The organism is Mesorhizobium sp. WSM3866, from assembly GCF_002294795.1.
Classification (GTDB): Bacteria; Pseudomonadota; Alphaproteobacteria; order Rhizobiales; family Rhizobiaceae; genus Mesorhizobium.
Genome location: NZ_NSGC01000004.1, coordinates 253,390 through 271,204 on the forward strand (window position 1 = coordinate 253,390; position 17,815 = coordinate 271,204).

The 17,815-nt window shown below is 63.4% G+C and carries 16 protein-coding genes; 9 read left to right on the forward strand and 7 right to left on the reverse strand.

Annotated elements, in window-relative coordinates:
* Window positions 1-28 precede the first annotated feature (28 nt).
* The 9 genes from CK222_RS11755 (at window position 29) to CK222_RS11795 (ending at window position 10,172) form a co-directional block, all read left to right on the forward strand.
* On the forward strand, window positions 29-1,282 hold the full coding sequence (locus CK222_RS11755) for an ABC transporter substrate-binding protein (protein ID WP_067002546.1): 1,254 nt from the start codon (window positions 29-31) through the stop codon (window positions 1,280-1,282).
* 186 nt (window positions 1,283-1,468) lie between these two features.
* The gene (locus tag CK222_RS11760; RefSeq protein ID WP_095800489.1) at window positions 1,469-2,428 is read left to right on the forward strand and encodes a sugar ABC transporter permease; all 960 of its coding nucleotides are present in this window, start codon (window positions 1,469-1,471) and stop codon (window positions 2,426-2,428) included.
* Window positions 2,425-3,369 (forward strand): carbohydrate ABC transporter permease, encoded by a 945-nt coding sequence (locus tag CK222_RS11765; RefSeq protein ID WP_095800490.1) that lies wholly within the window; start codon window positions 2,425-2,427, stop codon window positions 3,367-3,369. The genes CK222_RS11760 and CK222_RS11765 overlap by 4 nt, the downstream gene beginning before the upstream one ends.
* A gap of 23 nt (window positions 3,370-3,392) precedes the next feature.
* Window positions 3,393-4,508: an ABC transporter ATP-binding protein gene (locus tag CK222_RS11770; protein WP_095800491.1), complete on the forward strand. Its 1,116-nt coding sequence runs from the start codon at window positions 3,393-3,395 to the stop codon at window positions 4,506-4,508.
* Between the two features lie 106 nt (window positions 4,509-4,614).
* The gene (locus tag CK222_RS11775; protein WP_095800492.1) at window positions 4,615-6,117 is read left to right on the forward strand and encodes a GMC family oxidoreductase; all 1,503 of its coding nucleotides are present in this window, start codon (window positions 4,615-4,617) and stop codon (window positions 6,115-6,117) included.
* Window positions 6,114-6,875, forward strand: a complete 762-nt coding sequence (locus CK222_RS11780; RefSeq protein WP_095800493.1) for a 3-ketoacyl-ACP reductase — start codon at window positions 6,114-6,116, stop codon at window positions 6,873-6,875. The genes CK222_RS11775 and CK222_RS11780 overlap by 4 nt, the downstream gene beginning before the upstream one ends.
* A gap of 12 nt (window positions 6,876-6,887) precedes the next feature.
* Window positions 6,888-8,516 (forward strand): GMC family oxidoreductase N-terminal domain-containing protein, encoded by a 1,629-nt coding sequence (locus tag CK222_RS11785; RefSeq protein ID WP_095800494.1) that lies wholly within the window; start codon window positions 6,888-6,890, stop codon window positions 8,514-8,516.
* A gap of 10 nt (window positions 8,517-8,526) precedes the next feature.
* Complete coding sequence (locus tag CK222_RS11790; RefSeq protein ID WP_067002558.1) at window positions 8,527-8,844, forward strand: Dabb family protein; 318 nt, start codon at window positions 8,527-8,529, stop codon at window positions 8,842-8,844.
* 74 nt (window positions 8,845-8,918) lie between these two features.
* A complete protein-coding gene (locus tag CK222_RS11795) occupies window positions 8,919-10,172 on the forward strand; it encodes an MFS transporter (RefSeq protein ID WP_095800495.1) in 1,254 nt (417 codons plus the stop codon).
* Here the strand turns inward: CK222_RS11795 and CK222_RS11800 are convergent.
* The 7 genes from CK222_RS11800 to CK222_RS11830 form a co-directional block, all read right to left on the reverse strand.
* Window positions 10,159-11,004, reverse strand: coding sequence for an EamA family transporter (locus CK222_RS11800; protein ID WP_067002559.1), 846 nt, complete (start codon window positions 11,002-11,004; stop codon window positions 10,159-10,161). The two genes, CK222_RS11795 and CK222_RS11800, sit on opposite strands and share 14 nt — an antisense overlap.
* A 7-nt stretch (window positions 11,005-11,011) precedes the next feature.
* Window positions 11,012-11,929 (reverse strand): endonuclease/exonuclease/phosphatase family protein, encoded by a 918-nt coding sequence (locus CK222_RS11805; protein ID WP_095800496.1) that lies wholly within the window; start codon window positions 11,927-11,929, stop codon window positions 11,012-11,014.
* 112 nt (window positions 11,930-12,041) lie between these two features.
* The gene (locus tag CK222_RS11810) at window positions 12,042-13,592 is read right to left on the reverse strand and encodes a sodium:proton antiporter (protein ID WP_067325865.1); all 1,551 of its coding nucleotides are present in this window, start codon (window positions 13,590-13,592) and stop codon (window positions 12,042-12,044) included.
* A gap of 152 nt (window positions 13,593-13,744) precedes the next feature.
* A complete protein-coding gene (locus CK222_RS11815) occupies window positions 13,745-14,809 on the reverse strand; it encodes an ABC transporter ATP-binding protein (protein WP_095778821.1) in 1,065 nt (354 codons plus the stop codon).
* A gap of 27 nt (window positions 14,810-14,836) precedes the next feature.
* Complete coding sequence (locus tag CK222_RS11820) at window positions 14,837-15,628, reverse strand: ABC transporter permease (RefSeq protein ID WP_095800497.1); 792 nt, start codon at window positions 15,626-15,628, stop codon at window positions 14,837-14,839.
* Entirely contained in the window at window positions 15,625-16,470 is an 846-nt protein-coding gene (locus tag CK222_RS11825) for an ABC transporter permease subunit (RefSeq protein ID WP_176477631.1), read from the reverse strand. The genes CK222_RS11820 and CK222_RS11825 overlap by 4 nt, the downstream gene beginning before the upstream one ends.
* 134 nt (window positions 16,471-16,604) lie before the next feature.
* Complete coding sequence (locus CK222_RS11830; protein WP_095800499.1) at window positions 16,605-17,711, reverse strand: ABC transporter substrate-binding protein; 1,107 nt, start codon at window positions 17,709-17,711, stop codon at window positions 16,605-16,607.
* Window positions 17,712-17,815: the final 104 nt, after the last annotated feature.

Below are 17,815 nucleotides of genomic sequence, written 5' to 3' on the forward strand. Positions count from 1 at the left end.
TATGTGAATGCAACAAGGGAGGTAGTACATGTTGCGCAAACTGCTTATCGGAACGGCTCTTGCGACGAGCTTTGCGTTCTCGGCGCATGCCGCGGACGTCAAGGAAGTGCAGATGCTGCATTGGTGGACGTCGGGCGGCGAAGCGGCTGCTCTGAACGTGCTGAAGCAGGATCTGGCCAAGGAAGGCTATGCCTGGAAGGACGTGCCGGTGGCCGGCGGCGGCGGCGACGCCGCCATGACCGCTCTGAAGGCGATGGTCGCGGCCGGCAACTATCCGACTGCCTCGCAGATGCTGGGCTACACCGTGCTCGACTATGCCGCTGCTGGCGTCATGGGCGACCTCACCGAGACCGCCAAGAAGGAAGGCTGGGACAAGAGCGTTCCGGCCGCCCTGCAGAAGTTCTCCGTCTATGACGGCAAGTGGGTTGCGGCTCCGGTCAACGTCCACTCGGTCAACTGGCTGTGGATCAACAAGGCCGTGATGGACAAGATCGGCGGCACCGAGCCGAAGACCTTCGACGACTTCATCGCCCTGCTCGACAAGGCCAAGGCCGCTGGCGTCATCCCGCTGGCGCTCGGCGGCCAGAACTGGCAGGAAGCGACCATGTTCGACTCCGTCGTGCTGTCGACCGGCGGACCGGAATTCTACAAGAAGGCGATGAACGACCTCGATGAGGAGTCGCTCAAGTCCGACACGATGAAGAAGTCGTTCGACAACCTCGCCAAGCTCGTCACCTATGTCGACCCGAACTTCTCGGGCCGCGACTGGAACCTCGCCACCGCCATGGTCATCAAGGGCGATGCGCTGGTTCAGGTCATGGGCGACTGGGCCAAGGGCGAATTCCATGCCGCCAACAAGACGCCGGGCACGGACTTCCTCTGCTACCGCTTCCCGGGCACCGACGGCTCGGTGATCTACAACTCCGACATGTTCGGCATGTTCAACGTTCCGGACGACCGCAAGGCCGCCCAAGTCGCTCTGGCCACCGCCACCCTGTCGAAGAGCTTCCAGTCGGCTTTCAACGTCGTGAAGGGCTCGGTCCCCGCCCGCACCGACGTGCCGGACACCGACTTCGATGCTTGCGGCAAGAAGGGCATCGCCGACCTTAAGGCGGCTAACGAAGGCGGCAAGCTGTTCGGCTCGTTGGCCCAGGGCTATGGCGCGCCCCCGGCTGTCGCCAACGCCTACAAGGACGTCATCTCGAAGTTCGTCCATGGCCAGATCAAGACCTCGGACGAAGCCGTGACCGAATTGGTCAAGGCGATCGACGACGCCAAGTAAGGCGTTTTGCTGGAGCAATTCCAGGAAAAGTGCATAGCGGTTTTCCGTTCGGAATTGCATAAACAAAACCACTCGAGTCTCCCCCGCTCCGGCGGGGGAGGTCTCCTGTCGAGACGATATACGGGATTGCTGCCTGGTGTGCGCCGCACGCTGGCTGGTCTCCAATAACCGGTACTGGATGAGCCGATGAGCACAGTCGCCGAAACCCAAATCAAGCTGACGCCGGAACATGACGCCCGTCCTGGCGCCTCCGTCCGCTCGCGATTGCAGGACCTGTTGCCGAAGATCGTCCTGGCGCCGAGCTTCGCGGCGACGATCGTCTTCGTCTATGGCTTCATCCTATGGACGATCTATCTGTCGTTCACCAATTCCAAGACCTTCCCATCCTACGACATCACCGGCGCCCGCGCCTATCAGCGGCTGTGGCGCTGGACCTTCGAGAGCGACCCGCCGTCGAGCTGGTACACCTCGATCACCAACATGGGGATTTTCGGCTTCCTCTACATCCTGATCTGCCTGGCGCTCGGCCTCTTCCTGGCCATCCTGCTCGACCAGAAGATCCGCGGCGAAGGCATGCTGCGGCCGATCTATCTCTATCCGATGGCGCTCTCCTTCATCGTCACTGGCGTCGCCTGGAAGTGGTTCCTCGACCCCGGCCTCGGTCTCGAGCAGACCCTACACCAATGGGGCTGGACGAGCTTCCATTTCGACTGGATCAAGAACAAGGATTTCGTCATCTACACGGTGGTGATCGCCGGCGTCTGGCAGGCTTCCGGCTTCATGATGGCGATGTTTCTGGCCGGGCTTCGCGGCATCGACGGTGAGATCATGAAGGCCGCGCAGATCGATGGCGCCACCACCTTCCAGCTCTACCGCCGCATCGTTATTCCGCTGCTCAGGCCGGTGTTCCTGTCAGCCTTCATCGTGCTCGCGCATCTGGCCATCAAGTCCTATGACCTTGTCGTGGCGCTGACCAGCGGCGGACCGGGCGGTTCGGCCTGGCTGCCCTCCAACTTCATGTATGAGTTCACCTTCAAGCGCAACGAGATGGCGGTCGGCTCGGCGAGCGCGGTGATCATGCTGATGACTTTGACCGCGATCATCGTGCCTTATCTCTATTCCGAGCTCAGGGAGAAGCCGCGATGAGCGCCGTCACCTCACCGGCCAGCCAGGCATCGAGCGGCGTCAGCGCCAGGACGATCAACCGCATCGTCATCTACGGACTGCTTGCGCTGTTCGCACTGTTCTACCTGATGCCGCTCTTCGTGATGCTGGTCACCTCGTTCAAGACCATGGACGAGATCCAGAACGGCAACATGCTGGCGCTGCCGCAGTCGCCCACCATCGCGCCATGGTTCAAGGCCTGGGGCGAAACCTGCGTCGGTCTCACCTGCGCCGGGATCAAGGGCTACTTCTGGAACTCCATCAAGATGGTGGTGCCGGCGGTGCTGATCTCGACGCTGCTCGGCGCGCTCAACGGCTATGTGCTGACCAAATGGCGCTTCCGCGGCCATACGCTGGTCTTCGCGATGATGCTGTTCGCCTGTTTCATTCCGTTCCAGTCGGTGCTCTTGCCGATGGCGACCATCCTCGGCAGCATCGGCCGCTTCGGCGCCAGCCTGCAGAACGCGACGGGGTTCAACTTCGGCCTCGGTAACTCGACGGTCAACCTGGTCTTCGTCCATGTGGTCTACGGCCTCGGCTTCACCACCCTGTTCTTCCGCAACTATTACGAGGCCTTCCCGACCGAACTAGTGAAGGCGGCGCAGGTCGACGGCGCCTCCTTCTTCCAGATCTTCCGTCGCATCATGCTGCCGAACTCGATGCCGATCTTTGTCGTCACCGTCATCTACCAGTTCACCAACATCTGGAACGACTTCCTGTTCGCTTCCGCTTACGCCGGCACCGGCGACGTGATGCCGATGACGGTGGCGCTCAACAATGTCGTCAACACCTCGACCGGCGTCGTCGAATACAATGTCAACATGGCCGCGGCGATGATTGCCGCGCTCCCCACCCTTATCGTCTATGTCGTCGCCGGCCGCTATTTCGTGCGCGGGCTGATGGCCGGCGCGGTCAAGGGCTGACCCTATTTTCTGAAGGAACGACCATGGCTTTTCTGGAAATTGATGGGCTGAAGAAGCGCTTCGGGAATGTCGAGATCCTGAAAGGCATCGATGTCGAGCTCGAAAAGGGCGGCTTCCTGGTGCTGGTCGGCCCGTCCGGCTGCGGCAAGTCCACGCTGCTCAACACCATCGCCGGGCTGGAAACCATCACCGAGGGCCAGATCCGCGTCGACGGCCGCGCGATCAACGATCTGCATCCCTCGAAGCGCGACATCGCCATGGTCTTCCAGAGCTACGCGCTCTATCCGAACATGACGGTTGCCGGAAACATCGCCTTCGGCATGGAGATGCGCGGCGTGCCGGCGGCGGAGCGCCAGGCGGCGATCGACAAGGTGGCAAAGATCCTGCAGATCGGTCACCTGCTCAACCGCAAGCCCAGCCAGCTTTCTGGCGGCCAGCGCCAGCGCGTCGCCATGGGCCGGGCGCTGGTGCGCGACCCGAAGCTCTTCCTGTTCGACGAGCCGCTTTCCAACCTCGACGCCAAGCTGCGCGTCGACATGCGCATCGAGATCAAGCGCTTGCACGCCACGACCGGCACCACGATCGTCTATGTCACCCACGATCAGATCGAGGCGATGACGCTGGCGACCAAAATCGCCGTGATGCGCGATGGCGAGGTACAGCAGTTCGGCACGCCGGCCGAAGTCTACAACAACCCCACCAATGTCTTCGTCGCCGATTTCATGGGCTCGCCGGCGATGAACCTGATCCCGGCCAAGATCGGCGCCAATGGCGGCGGGCTCTCCGTCGTTCTCGATCGTGAGGCGCGCCAGCCGATCACGCTGTCGCTGCCCGGCGCGCCGACCGGCCTTGCGGCCTTCAAGGACAAGCCGGTCATCTTCGGCGTGCGCCCGGAAGCGCTGACCGATCCAGAAGGCGCCGAGCGCAACGGATCCGAAATCGCCACCGCCGACTGCCACATCGAAGTGGTCGAGCCGGCGGGATCGGACACGTTCGCCGTCACCAATCTCGGCGGCAAGGGCGTGGTGGCGCGGCTGCGCGCCGACGCCAGGATCCAGCCCGGCACCAGCACGCCGCTGGCCTTCAATCTCAGCAAGGCGGTGTTCTTCGATCCGGCGACCGAGAAGCGCATTCTCTGATGCATGTCGCCCAAAAGTGGATCCGGTTTTGGGGCAGCGACATGCGTCAAAACAAAGATCTAAAGCGCGTGGTCCCGGTCAGTTCAAACACGATGCGCTTTAGACCATGACAAATCCGGATATCGTCATCATCGGCTCCGGCATCGGCGGCGCCACGATCGCCTCCGGCTTGGCCGGCAGCGGCGCCTCGATCCTGATCCTGGAACGCGGTGAACCGCTGCCCGCGACGCCGCATGCGCGCTCGACGCGCTCGATCTTCGTCGACGGGCATTACCGGCCGAAGGAGATGTGGCGCGAGGCCGGCGGCGCCGCGTTCAACCCCGGCAATTACTATTATGTCGGCGGCAACTCGAAATTTTTCGGCGCGGTGCTGATCCGCTACCGCAAGGAGGATTTCTCCGAGTTGGAGCATTTCGGCGGTGTCTCGCCGGCCTGGCCGTTTTCCTATGACGAGTTCGAACCCTGGTATTCGAAGGCCGAGCAGCTTTTCCGCGTGCGCGGCGCGCTCGGCGAGGATCCGACCGAGCCGTTCCATTCGATTCCCTATGCCTTCAAGCCGGTGCCCGACGAACCTTCGATCGCGCGTGCCCGCGCCGAGCTCAAAGGCCTCGGCCTGCATCCTGCCTCGCTGCCGCTCGGCGTCGACATCGAAGCCTGGCTGAAGGAGGGCAAGACCGGCTGGGATGCTTTTCCGAACACCGGCCAAGGCAAGGTCGACGCCCAGACCGGGCCTCTGGCGGCTGCGCTCAATGACAAGAACATCAAGCTCGAAACCGGCGCCCATGTCGACTGGCTCGAGGCCTCGCCGGGCGGCAAATCGATTGCCGCCATTCATTACACGCAGAACGGCGCGCAAAGGACGCTCTCGCCGAAGCTGGTCATCCTTTCGGCCGGCGCGATCAACTCCGCCGCCATCCTGCTGCGCTCGCCCTCGACAAACGGCAAAAGCCTCGCCAACAGTTCCGACCAGGTCGGCCGCAATTTCATGAACCACAATTCGAGCGCGATGCTGGCGATCGACCCGCGCCGCCGCAACGACGCCGTCTACCAGAAGACGCTGATGCTCAACGACTATTATCTGTCGGGCGGCAAGGGCGGCAAGCCGCTGGGCAATGTGCAACTGCTCGGCAAGATCGACGGCAACATGCTGCGGGCCAATGTGAAGCTGGCGCCAAGATTCGCGCTCGATTTCATGGCCGGCCACGCCGTCGACTGGTACCTGATGTGCGAGGACCTGCCCGATCCTGAAAGCCGCATCCTGGTCGACGGCAAGGAGATCGTCATGCAGTGGCGGCGCTCCAACATGCAGTCGCTGGAAGGCCTGACCACGGTGATGCGCGAAAACTTCCGCGCCTGCGGTTACCCGATCGTGCTGTCGCGCCCGTTCGACAAGCGCACGCCCTCGCACCAGTGCGGCACCGTGCGGATGGGCAACGACCCCGCGACGGCGCCACTCGATACGTTCTGTCGTGCTTACGACCATAAGAACCTGTTCGTCGTGGACGCCGGCTTCCTGCCGACCTCGGCGGCGGTCAATCCGGCGCTGTCGATCGCAGCCCAGGCGCTGCGCGTGGCAGACCATATCCGCAAGACGGAGTTCGCGGCATGACCCGCCCGGCAGCCATCGTCACCGGCGGCGCGCGCGGCATCGGCCTTGCCTGCGCCGAGGCGCTGGCCGATGCCGGCTTCGATATTCTTGTTGCCGACCTTGCGGACAAGCCGGCCGATGGACTTGCCGAAAGCATCGCCGCGCGCGGCGCGAAATTCGCCTATGCCAGCTGTGACATCGCTGATCTCGCTGGCCATCCAAAACTGGTCGCGGCGGCGGTGGACGCCTTCGGCAGCATCGATTGCCTCGTCAACAACGCCGGCATAGGCGCCGTCGTGCGCGGCGACCTTCTGGAATTGAAGCCTGATAATTTCGACCACGCGCTAAATATCAATCTGCGCGGCACGGTGTTCCTCAGCCAGGCCGTCGCCAAGGCGATGCTGGCGACACCCGCCAGCTTTGCGAGGTCGATCGTCACCATCACCTCGGTCAGCGCGACAATGGCCTCGCCGGAGCGCGCCGACTATTGCATCTCAAAGGCAGGGCTTTCGATGTGGGTGAAGAACCTGGCGCTGCGGCTCGCCGCGGAAAGCATCGGCGTGTTCGAGGTGCGGCCGGGCATCATTCGCACCGACATGACGGCAGGCGTATCCGCAAAATATGACGCGTTGATAGACGGCGGGTTGGTGCCGGCCAAACGCTGGGGCGAGGGCGCCGATATCGGCGCTGTGGTGGCCGCACTTGCCAGCGGAAAATTCGGCTTTGCAACCGGATCGGTCATCGATGTCGACGGCGCGCTCTCCGTGCCTCGTCTGTGAGTGAGTGGAACCATGGCTGACTACATCATCGTTGGCGCCGGACCGGCCGGTTGCGTGCTGGCCAACCGGCTGAGCGAGGAGCCGACCAATTCGGTGCTGCTGCTCGAAGCCGGCGGCAAGGATTGGCACCCGCTGATCCACATGCCGGCAGGCTTCGCCAGAATGACCAAGGGCATCGCTTCCTGGGGCTGGTCGACGGTGCCGCAGAAGCACATGAAGGACCGCGTCTTCTGGTACACCCAAGCCAAGGTTGTCGGCGGCGGCTCGTCGATCAACGCCCAGATCTACACGCGCGGCAACGCCCGCGACTATGACGCCTGGGAGAAGGAAGAGGGCTTGGCCGGCTGGGGCTATCGCGATGTGCTGCCCTATTTCAAGCGCGCCGAGAACAACCAGCGCTTCGCCAACGATTATCACGGCGACCAAGGGCCGCTCGGCGTTTCCAACCCGATCTCGCCGCTGCCGATCTGCGAGGCCTATTTCCGCGCCGGCCAGGAGATGGGAATCCCCTTCAATCCGGATTTCAACGGCGCCAGCCAGGAAGGCGTCGGCTATTACCAGCTCACCCAGAAGGACGCGCGGCGCTCCTCCGCCTCGGTCGCCTATCTGAAGCCTATCCGCGCCCGCAAGAACCTGACGGTCAGGACCGGTGTGCTCGTCACCCGCGTCGTCGTCGAGAAAGGCCGCGCCATCGGCGTCGAGATCGTCGACAAGCCGGGCGGAGAGAAGACGATCCTGCGCGCGGAACGCGAGGTGATCATCTCCTCCGGCGCCATCGGCTCGCCAAAGCTCTTGATGCAATCCGGCATTGGCCCGGCCGATCATCTGAAGTCGGTCGGCGTCACGCCGGTCCATGACCTGCCCGGCGTCGGCTCCAACATGCAGGACCATCTCGACCTGTTCGTGATCGCCGAATGCACCGGCGACCACACCTATGACAACTATGCCAAGCTGCACCGCACGATGTGGGCCGGCCTGCAATACGTGCTTTTGAAGAAGGGCCCTGTCGCATCCAGCCTGTTCGAGACCGGCGGCTTCTGGTACGCCGATCCGACCGCCGCCTCGCCCGACATCCAGTTCCATCTCGGTCTCGGCTCCGGCATCGAGGCTGGGGTCGAGAAGCTGAACAATCCCGGCGTGACGCTGAACTCCGCCTTCCTGCGCCCGCGCTCGCGCGGCACCGTGCGATTGAAGGGCGCCGATCCCGCCGATCATCCGCTGATCGACCCGAACTACTGGTCCGATTCCTACGATCGCGACATGTCGATCAAGGGACTGCGGCTGGCGCGGGAGATCATGCGGCAGAAGGCGCTGCAGCCTTTTGTGCTGCGCGAGGTGCTGCCCGGCCCTGCGCTGCAAAGCGACGCCGACCTCTTCGACTATGCCTGCCGCGCGTCCAAGACCGATCACCATCCCGTCGGCACCTGCCGCATGGGACATGATGCGATGGCTGTGGTGACGCCCGATCTCAGGCTGCGCGGCATCGACGGCCTGCGGGTCTGCGACGCGTCGGTGATGCCGCGTGTCCCCTCCTCCAACACCAATGCGCCGACCATCATGGTCGGCGAGAAGGGCGCCGATCTGATCCTCGGACGCGAGCCGCTGCCGCCGGCCGTGTTCAAGGGCAATAAGGCGGCTTGAGGGAAGAACAATGATCCGCCACTGCGTCTTTGTCCGCTTCGGCGACGGCACCTCCGCCGCCGAGCGCGCCGCGATTCACGCCGATCTCGAAGCGCTGCGCCCGGCCATCGACGGCATGGGCAAGGTTCATTTCAGCGCCAATGTCAGCCCGGAGCCGTTCGCGCGCGGTTTCGGCCATGGCTTTACCATCGATTTCCGCGATGCTGCCGCCCGCGACGCCTATTTGGCGCACGAGGCGCATCAGCGCGCCGGCGCTCGCCTGGTAGCCGCGCTCGAAGGGGGCACCGACGGGCTGATGGTCCTCGACTTGGAGTTTACGGAAATGTGACCGCCGGTTGATCGGAAAGCGGCAAATGACCCGTTCTCTTTTGCACTGCATGGAACATATCGTTCCTTTCGCGGATGCAAAGGAGCAGCGATTTGAGTCTCACCTCGGAGCAGAAGAAAACCGTACTCGCATCTTTCCTGGGCTGGACGCTCGACGCTTTTGATTTCTTCCTTCTGACATTCCTGCTCACCGATATCGCCGCTGAATTCCACACCGATGTCCCGGCGGTCTCCAAGGCGCTGTTCCTGACCTTGGCCACGCGATTCATCGGCGCGTTCCTGTTCGGCATGCTGGCCGACAGATATGGGCGCAAACCGCTGCTGATGCTCAACATCGTCAGCTATTCGGTGATCGGGGCGCTGGCCGCCTTCTCGCCCAATCTCGGCATATTCCTGGCCCTTCGGGCGCTGTTCGGCATCGCGATGGGCGGCGAGTGGGGCCTTGGCAGCTCGCTCGCCATGGAATCCATTCCGCCCAGCGCCCGCGGCATGGTTTCGGGCATCCTGCAATGCGGCTATCCGGCGGGATATCTGCTGGCGGCAGTTGTCTATGGGCTGCTCTACGGCCAGAAGATCGGCGATTTCACCTTCGGCTGGCGCGCCATGTTCCTGCTGAGCTTCGTACCGGCGCTGATCGTGCTCTTCATCCGCTCGCACGTGCCGGAATCGCCCGCCTTCGTCTCAGGCCGGGCGCAGGCGCGGCCGGGTCTTCTCGTAACGCTGCAGAAGCACTGGGGCATCGCGCTCTATGCCGTGGTGCTGATGATGTTCTTCAACTTCTTCAGCCATGGCACGCAGGACCTCTACCCGACCTTCCTGAAGAAGCAGCACGGCTTCGATCCGCACACGGTGAGCTGGATCACCATCGTCGCCAATATCGGCGCCATTGTCGGCGGCTTGGCGTTCGGCGCGCTGTCGGAGAAGATCGGGCGCATAAACGCCATCACGCTCGCCTGCGTCATTGCCCTGCCGGCTATTCCGCTCTGGGCCTATACGACGACGCCCTTCATGCTGGCGCTCGGCGCCTTCATCATGCAGGTGGCGGTGCAAGGCGCCTGGGGCGTCATTCCGGTGCATCTCAACGAGCTATCGCCGGGCTCCGTGCGGGCGACCTTGCCTGGCTTCATCTACCAGGCCGGCAATCTGGCGGCCTCCTATGGCGGCCCATATCAGGCCGGTATCGCCGAAGCGCCGGGAGGCAGCTATGGCTATGCGCTGGCATTGTTTGCCGGCGTGGTCGCCGTCTGCATCATCGTCGTGATCCGCTTCAGCCCCGAGAAGCGTGGCGAGGTCATGACCGTGATCGACCGGGAAGTCAGCCCAGTCTGAGCGCGACCACGCCCGCGACGATGCCCAGCGCCGCGGCGGCGCGCCATGCCGTCATCTTCTCGCCCAGCGCCAGCACCGAGATCAGCATGGCGAACAGGATCGAGGTCTCGCGCAGCGACGCGACCGAGGCGATCGGCGCCTTGGTCATCGCCCACATCACTATCCAGTAGGCGGCGCCGCTGAGCACGCCGGTGAAGAGGCCCGCCTTCCAGTCCCGCGCCAGCAGGGGCAGCGACTGCGGCCCGCGAAAGGCGATGCACAGCACCAGCGCCCAGAGGGCGTCGCAGACGAACAGCCAGGCCGCATAGCTTTGCGCGGTTGCCGCCAGCCGCGCGCCGCTGCCGTCCGACAGCGTGTAGCTGGCAATGAAGATCGATGTGCCGAGCGCGAAGCTGACGGCGCGCAGATTGAACCGTTCAAGATGCACACCGCCGCGAAACGACATGACCAGCGTGCCTGCCGACAGAAGCACGATGCCGAAGATGGAGAGTGGCGCCGGTATCTCTCCGAGCAGAACGATGCCGCCGAGCGCGGAGAGCAGCGGCGCGGTACCGCGCGCCAGCGGATAGGTCTGAGCGAAATCGCCGGCCTTGTAAGCGCCGATCAGAAACGTCCGGTAGCCCATATGGAAGAAGACCGAGGCGAGGATGAATGGCCAGACCTCGGCTTTCGGCACTTCAACGAAAGGCAGCGCCAGCAGCGCCGCAGCCCCCATGCCGAGCGTCATCAAGGTGATCGACAGGAAGCGGTCGAGGTGCACCTTGACCAGCGCGTTCCAGATCGCGTGCATGGCGGCCGCCGACAGCACCGCGAGGAAGACGAAAAGCGTCATGCCCGCCTCACCCGCCTGCAAGCCTAGCGGCGATGCCTGGGGTTTCCAGATCGATATCGACCCTGAGCGGGAAATGGTCGGAGGCCACTTCGCCGATATCGGCGCTCACGGAACGCACCCGCCCGGCCAGCACGCCGCCAACGAAGCAATGATCGAGCCGGCGTTTCGCCAGCTTGCCCTCGATGATCTTTTCATGCGTGTGGAAGTCCGCCACCGGCTTGGCGGCGACGGCTGCGGCATCGACGAACCCGTCGATATAGACGGCGCCGCGATGATAGGGCGTGCTGCCGACGATGCGCCGGTATTCCGCACTTCCCGGCTCCATGTTGAAATCGCCGAGCCAGATCGCCGCCAGCGGGTTTTCCGGCTCCGGCTCGCCATTCGCCCAGTTGCGCTGCGGCTCGTCATCGGCGCCGCTCCAGGGACCGCCATCGGACGGCGCGCGGCGCTGTTCGGCGAGCAGATAGTCGATCTGCTCCAGCCGCTCTTCGGCCGCGATATGGGCAAGATGCAGCGAGAAGACCCGCACCGATCCCGCCGGCGTCCGGATCATGCACTCCAGTGCGGCGGTGCGCGTGTTGAGGGGCTTGAGCGTGCGACGCAGCGGCAGCGCATGCAGCCGCGACCAGACGATCGGCAGCTTCGACAGAAGCATCGTGCCGAACTGCCTGCGGCGGTTGACGATGCGCCCATCACGCTTTTCGCTGGCGTCCATGTCGAAGGCCGGACCGTAGACCCAGTGATAGTCGGGCAGCAGCCTGGACAGGATTTTCGGCTGGTCGTCGCCGTTGCTGCGCTGCCAGTGCCGCTCCACTTCCTGCAGGGCGATGATGTCGGCACCGTCGACGAGGCGCGCGGCGCGCGCCAGATCGTAGCGGCCGTCGCTGCCGTAGCCGTACTGGATGTTGTAGCTGACCAGCTTCATCGATTAACCGGCTGAATATCCGGCCACGGCACTAGCGCCTCGGCCATCGCGTTGCAATGGACGCCATCGACGTGCGGAATGGTCCAGTCATGACCGCCGACCCTGGCATCGTCTAGGTCGTGAGCGACTGGAACCGCCCCGCCGGCGATGCTGCCAGCTCGGACCAGTCGATTTCTTCTTCCAGACGGTGATAGGCTTCGTCGCCGATCGTACCGTCGCGGCGCAATTCTTCGAGCCTATCGCGCTGCCGCTTGATGGCATAGAGGCGCAGCCGGTCGTATTCGGTGGCCGCCTGCGCATCCTCAGGATTCTCGGCGATCTTTCGTTGGGCCTCGTACTGCTCGCGCACGACGTCCGCAGCGGCAGAGGTCTTGCGGCTCAGGACGTCGAGCGCGGCTTCCATGATGGCAACGCGTGCCTGCGCCACTTCGCGATCTATCGTCGTATCCTCTTCGAAATTGAGCCAGCGCAGCAGCGGCTTCAAGCTCATGCCTTGCAGCACCAGCGTGCCGAGCACGACCGCGAAGGCGGCAAGCACGATCGGGTCCCGGCCAGGGAAATTGGCCGGCAGTGCAATGGCCACCACCAGGCTCACCAGCCCACGCATGCCGCACCAGCCGACAAGCAAGGCGCCCCCGAATGTCGGCGCATCCCGCCTTTGCTCTTTGCTGTCGAAGCGGGCGAACCGCCGTATGATCGCGACGTAGCCAAACACCCAGACGAGGCGTGCCACGATGACAACGGCCAGCACCGTTGCGGCGAAGACAAATTCATCGCCCTGCCCATCGCCGGAGAGCCTGCCGACGATCGACCGGGCCTGCAGGCCCATCAGCACGAAAGCCAGCACGTTGAGCACGAACACTGCCGACTCCCAGACCGAGTAGGTGCTGACGCGGCGTCTGGCCGACATCTGGCGCGGCGCGGTGCGCGCGATGGTGATGGCATAGACGACGATGGTGATGATGGCGGAAAGGCCGATCCTGTCGGCGATGATCCAGACGGCAAAGGTTCCGGCAAACTGCACCACGGTGCTGCTTGCCGCATCCTCGATGCGCGTCAGCGTCAGCAGCGAGAGGCGGCCGAACAGATAGCCGGCGGCGACGCTGCCGACCGTCGACAGAAGGATCACCGGCACCGCATCGCTCAGCATGACCGAGCCGACCGCGGCCGAAACGGCGATGCGGTAGATCAGAAGCGCCGTGGCGTCGTTGAGCAGGCTCTCCCCTTGCAGGATGGCGTTGAGGCGGTGCGGCACCTTGAACTGGCCGAGCACGGCGCTGGCCGCCACGGCGTCCGGCGGCGCGACGATGGCGCCGAGCGCGATCGCCGCCGCGATCGGCAGACCTGCCATCTTCCAGCCGACGAAGGCGACGACCACGGTGGTGAAGACGACCGCGCCCAACGCCAGCAGCACCAGCGACAGCCGGTAGCGCTTCAGGTCTCGCAGCGACGTATCATAGGCGGCATCGAGAAGCACCGGCGCGATGAACAGGGCAAGCGCCAGTTCCGGATCGATCTCGATGGTCGGCGCACCTGGCAGAAAGGCGATCCCCACTCCGGCCAAGGCCAGCAGGGAGGGATAAGGTATCCCCAGCCATCGCGACAACGTCGTCAGCCCGACGGCGATCAGAAGCAGAATGAGGGTGAGCTCGAAAAGCGCCATGACTCATCGTAGCGATGGAACCAGGCCTTTGGCACTGCAAAAAACGAATGGTGAATGGTGAATGGCGAATGGTGAACGGGCATCATCAGAGAGAATTCGAGCACGTAACGTGCTCTCTTCGCTGACTACCATTCACTTATTCACTATTCCCGCTAGTGCAGCACCAGCATGTCGCCCGACGAGAACGAAATGTCCGCCTTCTCGCCGACGACAGGCGGCGGCGTCGCTGAGTTGTTGAAGGTGTCGAGCGATACCGTGTTGCCGCCGATGCCGACGCGCACCCGGATGACCGAGCCGAGGAAATGCACCTCGGCGATCTCGCCCGAAAGGCTGGTGTCGTGGCCCGGCTGGCGTCCGAGCGAAATCGCTTCGGGCCGCAGCGCCAGCGACAGCGTGTCGCCGGACTTCGAGCCGTTGAGCTTTCCCTTCAGCGAGACTTCCTGCGTGTTGACCTGCACCTTGCCGGACGCGGCATCGGTGACCTTGCCTTCCAGGACGTTGAGCGTGCCGACGAAATTGGCAACGAATTTGGTCGCCGGCCGGTTGTAGATCTCGAACGGCGTGCCGACCTGCTCGGCCTTGCCGCCATACATGACCGCGATGCGGTCGGAGATCGACAGCGCCTCTTCCTGGTCGTGCGTCACGAAGATGGTGGTTATGCCGAGCTTCTTCTGGATCGAGCGGATTTCCTCTCGCAGCGAAATGCGCACTTTGGCGTCCAGCGCCGACAGCGGCTCGTCGAGCAGCAAAAGCTTCGGCTTCGGCGCAATGGCGCGCGCCAGCGCGATGCGCTGCTGCTGGCCGCCGGAGAGCTGGTAGGGATAGCGGTCGGCCATCTGCGGCAGCCTGATGATGTCGAGCATCTCCGCGACACGGGAATCGATGGCCGCCCTGGGCATGCCCGCCACCTTCAGTCCGAACCCGATATTCTGCGCTACAGTGAGGTTGGGAAACAGCGCATAGGCCTGGAACACCATGCCGATATTGCGCTGGTTGGGCTTCAGCCTGGTGATGTCCTTGCCGCTAACCACGATCTTGCCGGCCGAGGGCTCCTCGAAGCCGGCCACCATGCGCAACACCGTCGTCTTGCCGCAGCCGGACGGACCGAGGAAGGAGACGAATTCGCCCGGCGCGACATCGAGGTTGAAATCCTCGACCACGGTTGTGGCGCCGAAGGACTTTCGCACATGCTGGATGGAGAGGAACGGCTCGGCCATGGCTTTTTCTTTCGGTCGGTACTTCGCTCAATTGGGGCGGTTCGCCGATTTCGGCGCGAAACGGGACAAGATCTGGATCAGCGACATGCAGCCCCAGGTTATGACGAACGCGATGATCGACAGCGCCGCCGGCTCATAGGCGCGGTTGGCCACAAGATTCTGCAAATACGGGCCGAATGCCGGCCGGTTGAGCAGGCTGGCCATGGTGAATTCGCCGATCACGATGGCGAAGGTCAGGAATGCGCCCGAAAGCACCGCGATTAGCACATTGGGCAGGATCACGCGGCTGATGATCGTGCCCCAGCCGGCGCCCAGGATCTGCGCCGCTTCCGTCAACGTGCGCACGTCGATGGTGCGAAGCCCGGTGTCGACGGCGCGGTACATGTATGGCAGTGCAAGCGTTGCATAGCCGATGACCAGCAGAGCATTCGCGCCTGGATTGGTTGCCAGGAACGGCAGCGGCGAATTCGACCCATACATCCTGATATAGCCGAAGACGATGACGATGGCCGGGATCACCAGCGGCAGCAGCGTGATGAACTCGACGATCGGCCTGATCTGCGGCATGCGAAGGCGGATCCAGTAGGCCGTAGGCACGACGATCAGCACGCCGAGGAGAATGGTGAAGATGGCGACGACCGCCGAAAACATGAAGGTCGCCTGGAACTGGCTGTCGCCGAGCACGACCTTGTAGGCGTCCAGGGAATAGACGCCGCGGCGCATGCGCAGCGAGAACTCGATCGTCGCGATCAGCGGGATGAAGAAATACGCCGCGCCGAGGACAAAGACGACCCAGGCCCAGAACCTGCCGGATTTCATTTCAGCCACCTCTCCGAGCGCGTCCGGAACCAGATGTAGAAGATGTTGGCAAGCCCGGTGATGACGATCATGCCGAAGGCGATCGCGTAACCGAGATGGGCATTGTGCAGCACGTCGCCGCGGATCTGGGCGTAGAGCAGGATCGGCACGATGTTGAGCGAGGACCCGGTCAGCGCATAGGCGGTGGCGATCGCCCCGAAGGCATTGGCGAAGAGCAGGATCACGGTGCCGAGGAAGCTTGGCCACAGCACGGGGATTACCACCAAGCGCCAGTATTGCGCCTGGGTGGCGCCGAGCGTGGCGGCGGCTTCGCCCCATTCCCTTTTTAGTCCGTCGATCGCCGGCACGATGATGACCACCATCAGCGGGATCTGGAAATAGACATAGGTGATCGTCAGACCCCAGAACGACAGCAGGTTGAAGCCATGCGCATAGATGTTGAACCCAACCAGCGTGTTGAGAAGCACGGTGACGAGGCCCAGCCGGCCTAGGGTCGCGATGAAGGCGAAAGCCAGCGGCACTCCGGCGAAATTGGACGCGACACCGGAAAACGTCAGCGTCCCCGACCGTATCCAGTTGGGCAGGCCTCCGCGCACGATGGCGATGGCGATGGCAAGACCGGCGAAGGCGCCGATCAGCGATGACGCCAGGCTGACCTTTATCGAAATCCAGTAGGCGGCAACGATGTTGGCCGAAAAAAGCGCGACGATGTTGGCGAAGGTGAACTCGCCCGCCTCGTTCTGGAAGGCGCCCAGCATCAAGTAGAGCGTGGGCAGGATCAGGAACATGACGGCGAAGACGAAGAACGGCGTTACGCCAAGCCATTGCGTCGGCAGCCGCATTGCGCGCGCTTCGCCGGGGGGCGCGGCCTTGCCCGCAATTGCCTGATTGGAAACCGAGAGATCGGTCATGCGCCGGCTACCGTTTTTGGGAAGGAGTCCGGGCGGCCATCGGGCCGCCCGGACCATATTGATGCTTACTTCACATTTGCGCCGACAACGGCGTCCCAGTTCTTGGTGATGGCTTCTTTCGCCTTGCCCTGTTCATCGAGCGTCGGAAACACCGCGGCCGCATAGGACTCGGCCGGAGGCATCTTCGCCAGCATATCCGCCGGAACCTTGCCGTTCTTGGCGAGATCGTTGAAGCGGATCGGGTGGCAATAGCCCTTCAGCCAGCCGATCTGGCCTTCGTCGGAGTAGAGATATTCCAGCCAAAGCTTGGCCGCATTCGGATGCGGCGCGTAAGCGCTGATCGCCTGCACGTAAACGCCGGCGACAACGCCGGTCTTCGGCACAATGACGTCAACGGGGGGATTGCCCTTCAGCGTGTCGCGACCGGAGAGCGCGTTGTAGTCCCAGGTGACGAGGATCGGCGTCTGGCCCTGGGCGAGCGTCGCGGTTTTGCCGATGACCGGCACGAAGTTGCCGGCGGCATTGAGCTTCTTGAAAAACTCGAGCCCGGCAGTGCCTGCGGCTTCGCCAGCGGCAGCGCCGCTGGCAAGGCCGGCGGCGTAGACGGCCTGGATAGCCTGGTTCGAAGCGCGCGGATCGCCGGCAAGGGCAACCGAGTTGGCGAATTCAGGCTTCAGCAGGTCGGCCCAGTCGGTCGGCGATTCTTTGACCAGATCCTTGTTCACCTGGAACGAGAGCACGCCATAATAGTCGGCTGTCCAGTAGCCGTCAGCGTCCTTGGCGCTGTCCGGAATGGAATCCCAGGTCGAGACTTTATAAGGCTGGATCAGGCCGTCCTTCTTGGCGGACGGACCGAAGGACAGGCCGACGTCGATGACGTCAGGTGCCTGCGGGCCCTTGTTGTCCTTGTTCGCTTTGATCGCCTCGATCTCATCGCCGGAGCCTGCATCCGGGTTGAGCTCGTTGACGGTGATCTCCGGATACTTCGCCTTGAAGCCGGCGATGACGTCGCCGTAGCCGCACCAGTCGTGCGGCAGCGCGATGGTGGTGAGCTGGCCCTCGGCTTTCGCCGCCTTGACGAGATCGTCCATCGCGTCGGCGGACGAAATCACCGTCGACGCAAACAGCGCCGCGGCCGAAAGGGAAAGTACTTTCCCCGTGAATTTGAACATGTGTTCTCTCCGTTGAACTGACGCCATTGGACGCCTGCGATGCGGTATCGTTTTCGTGTGACAGCCAGATGAAAGCTTTGTGAAAGCGGCACCCCGCAACACGA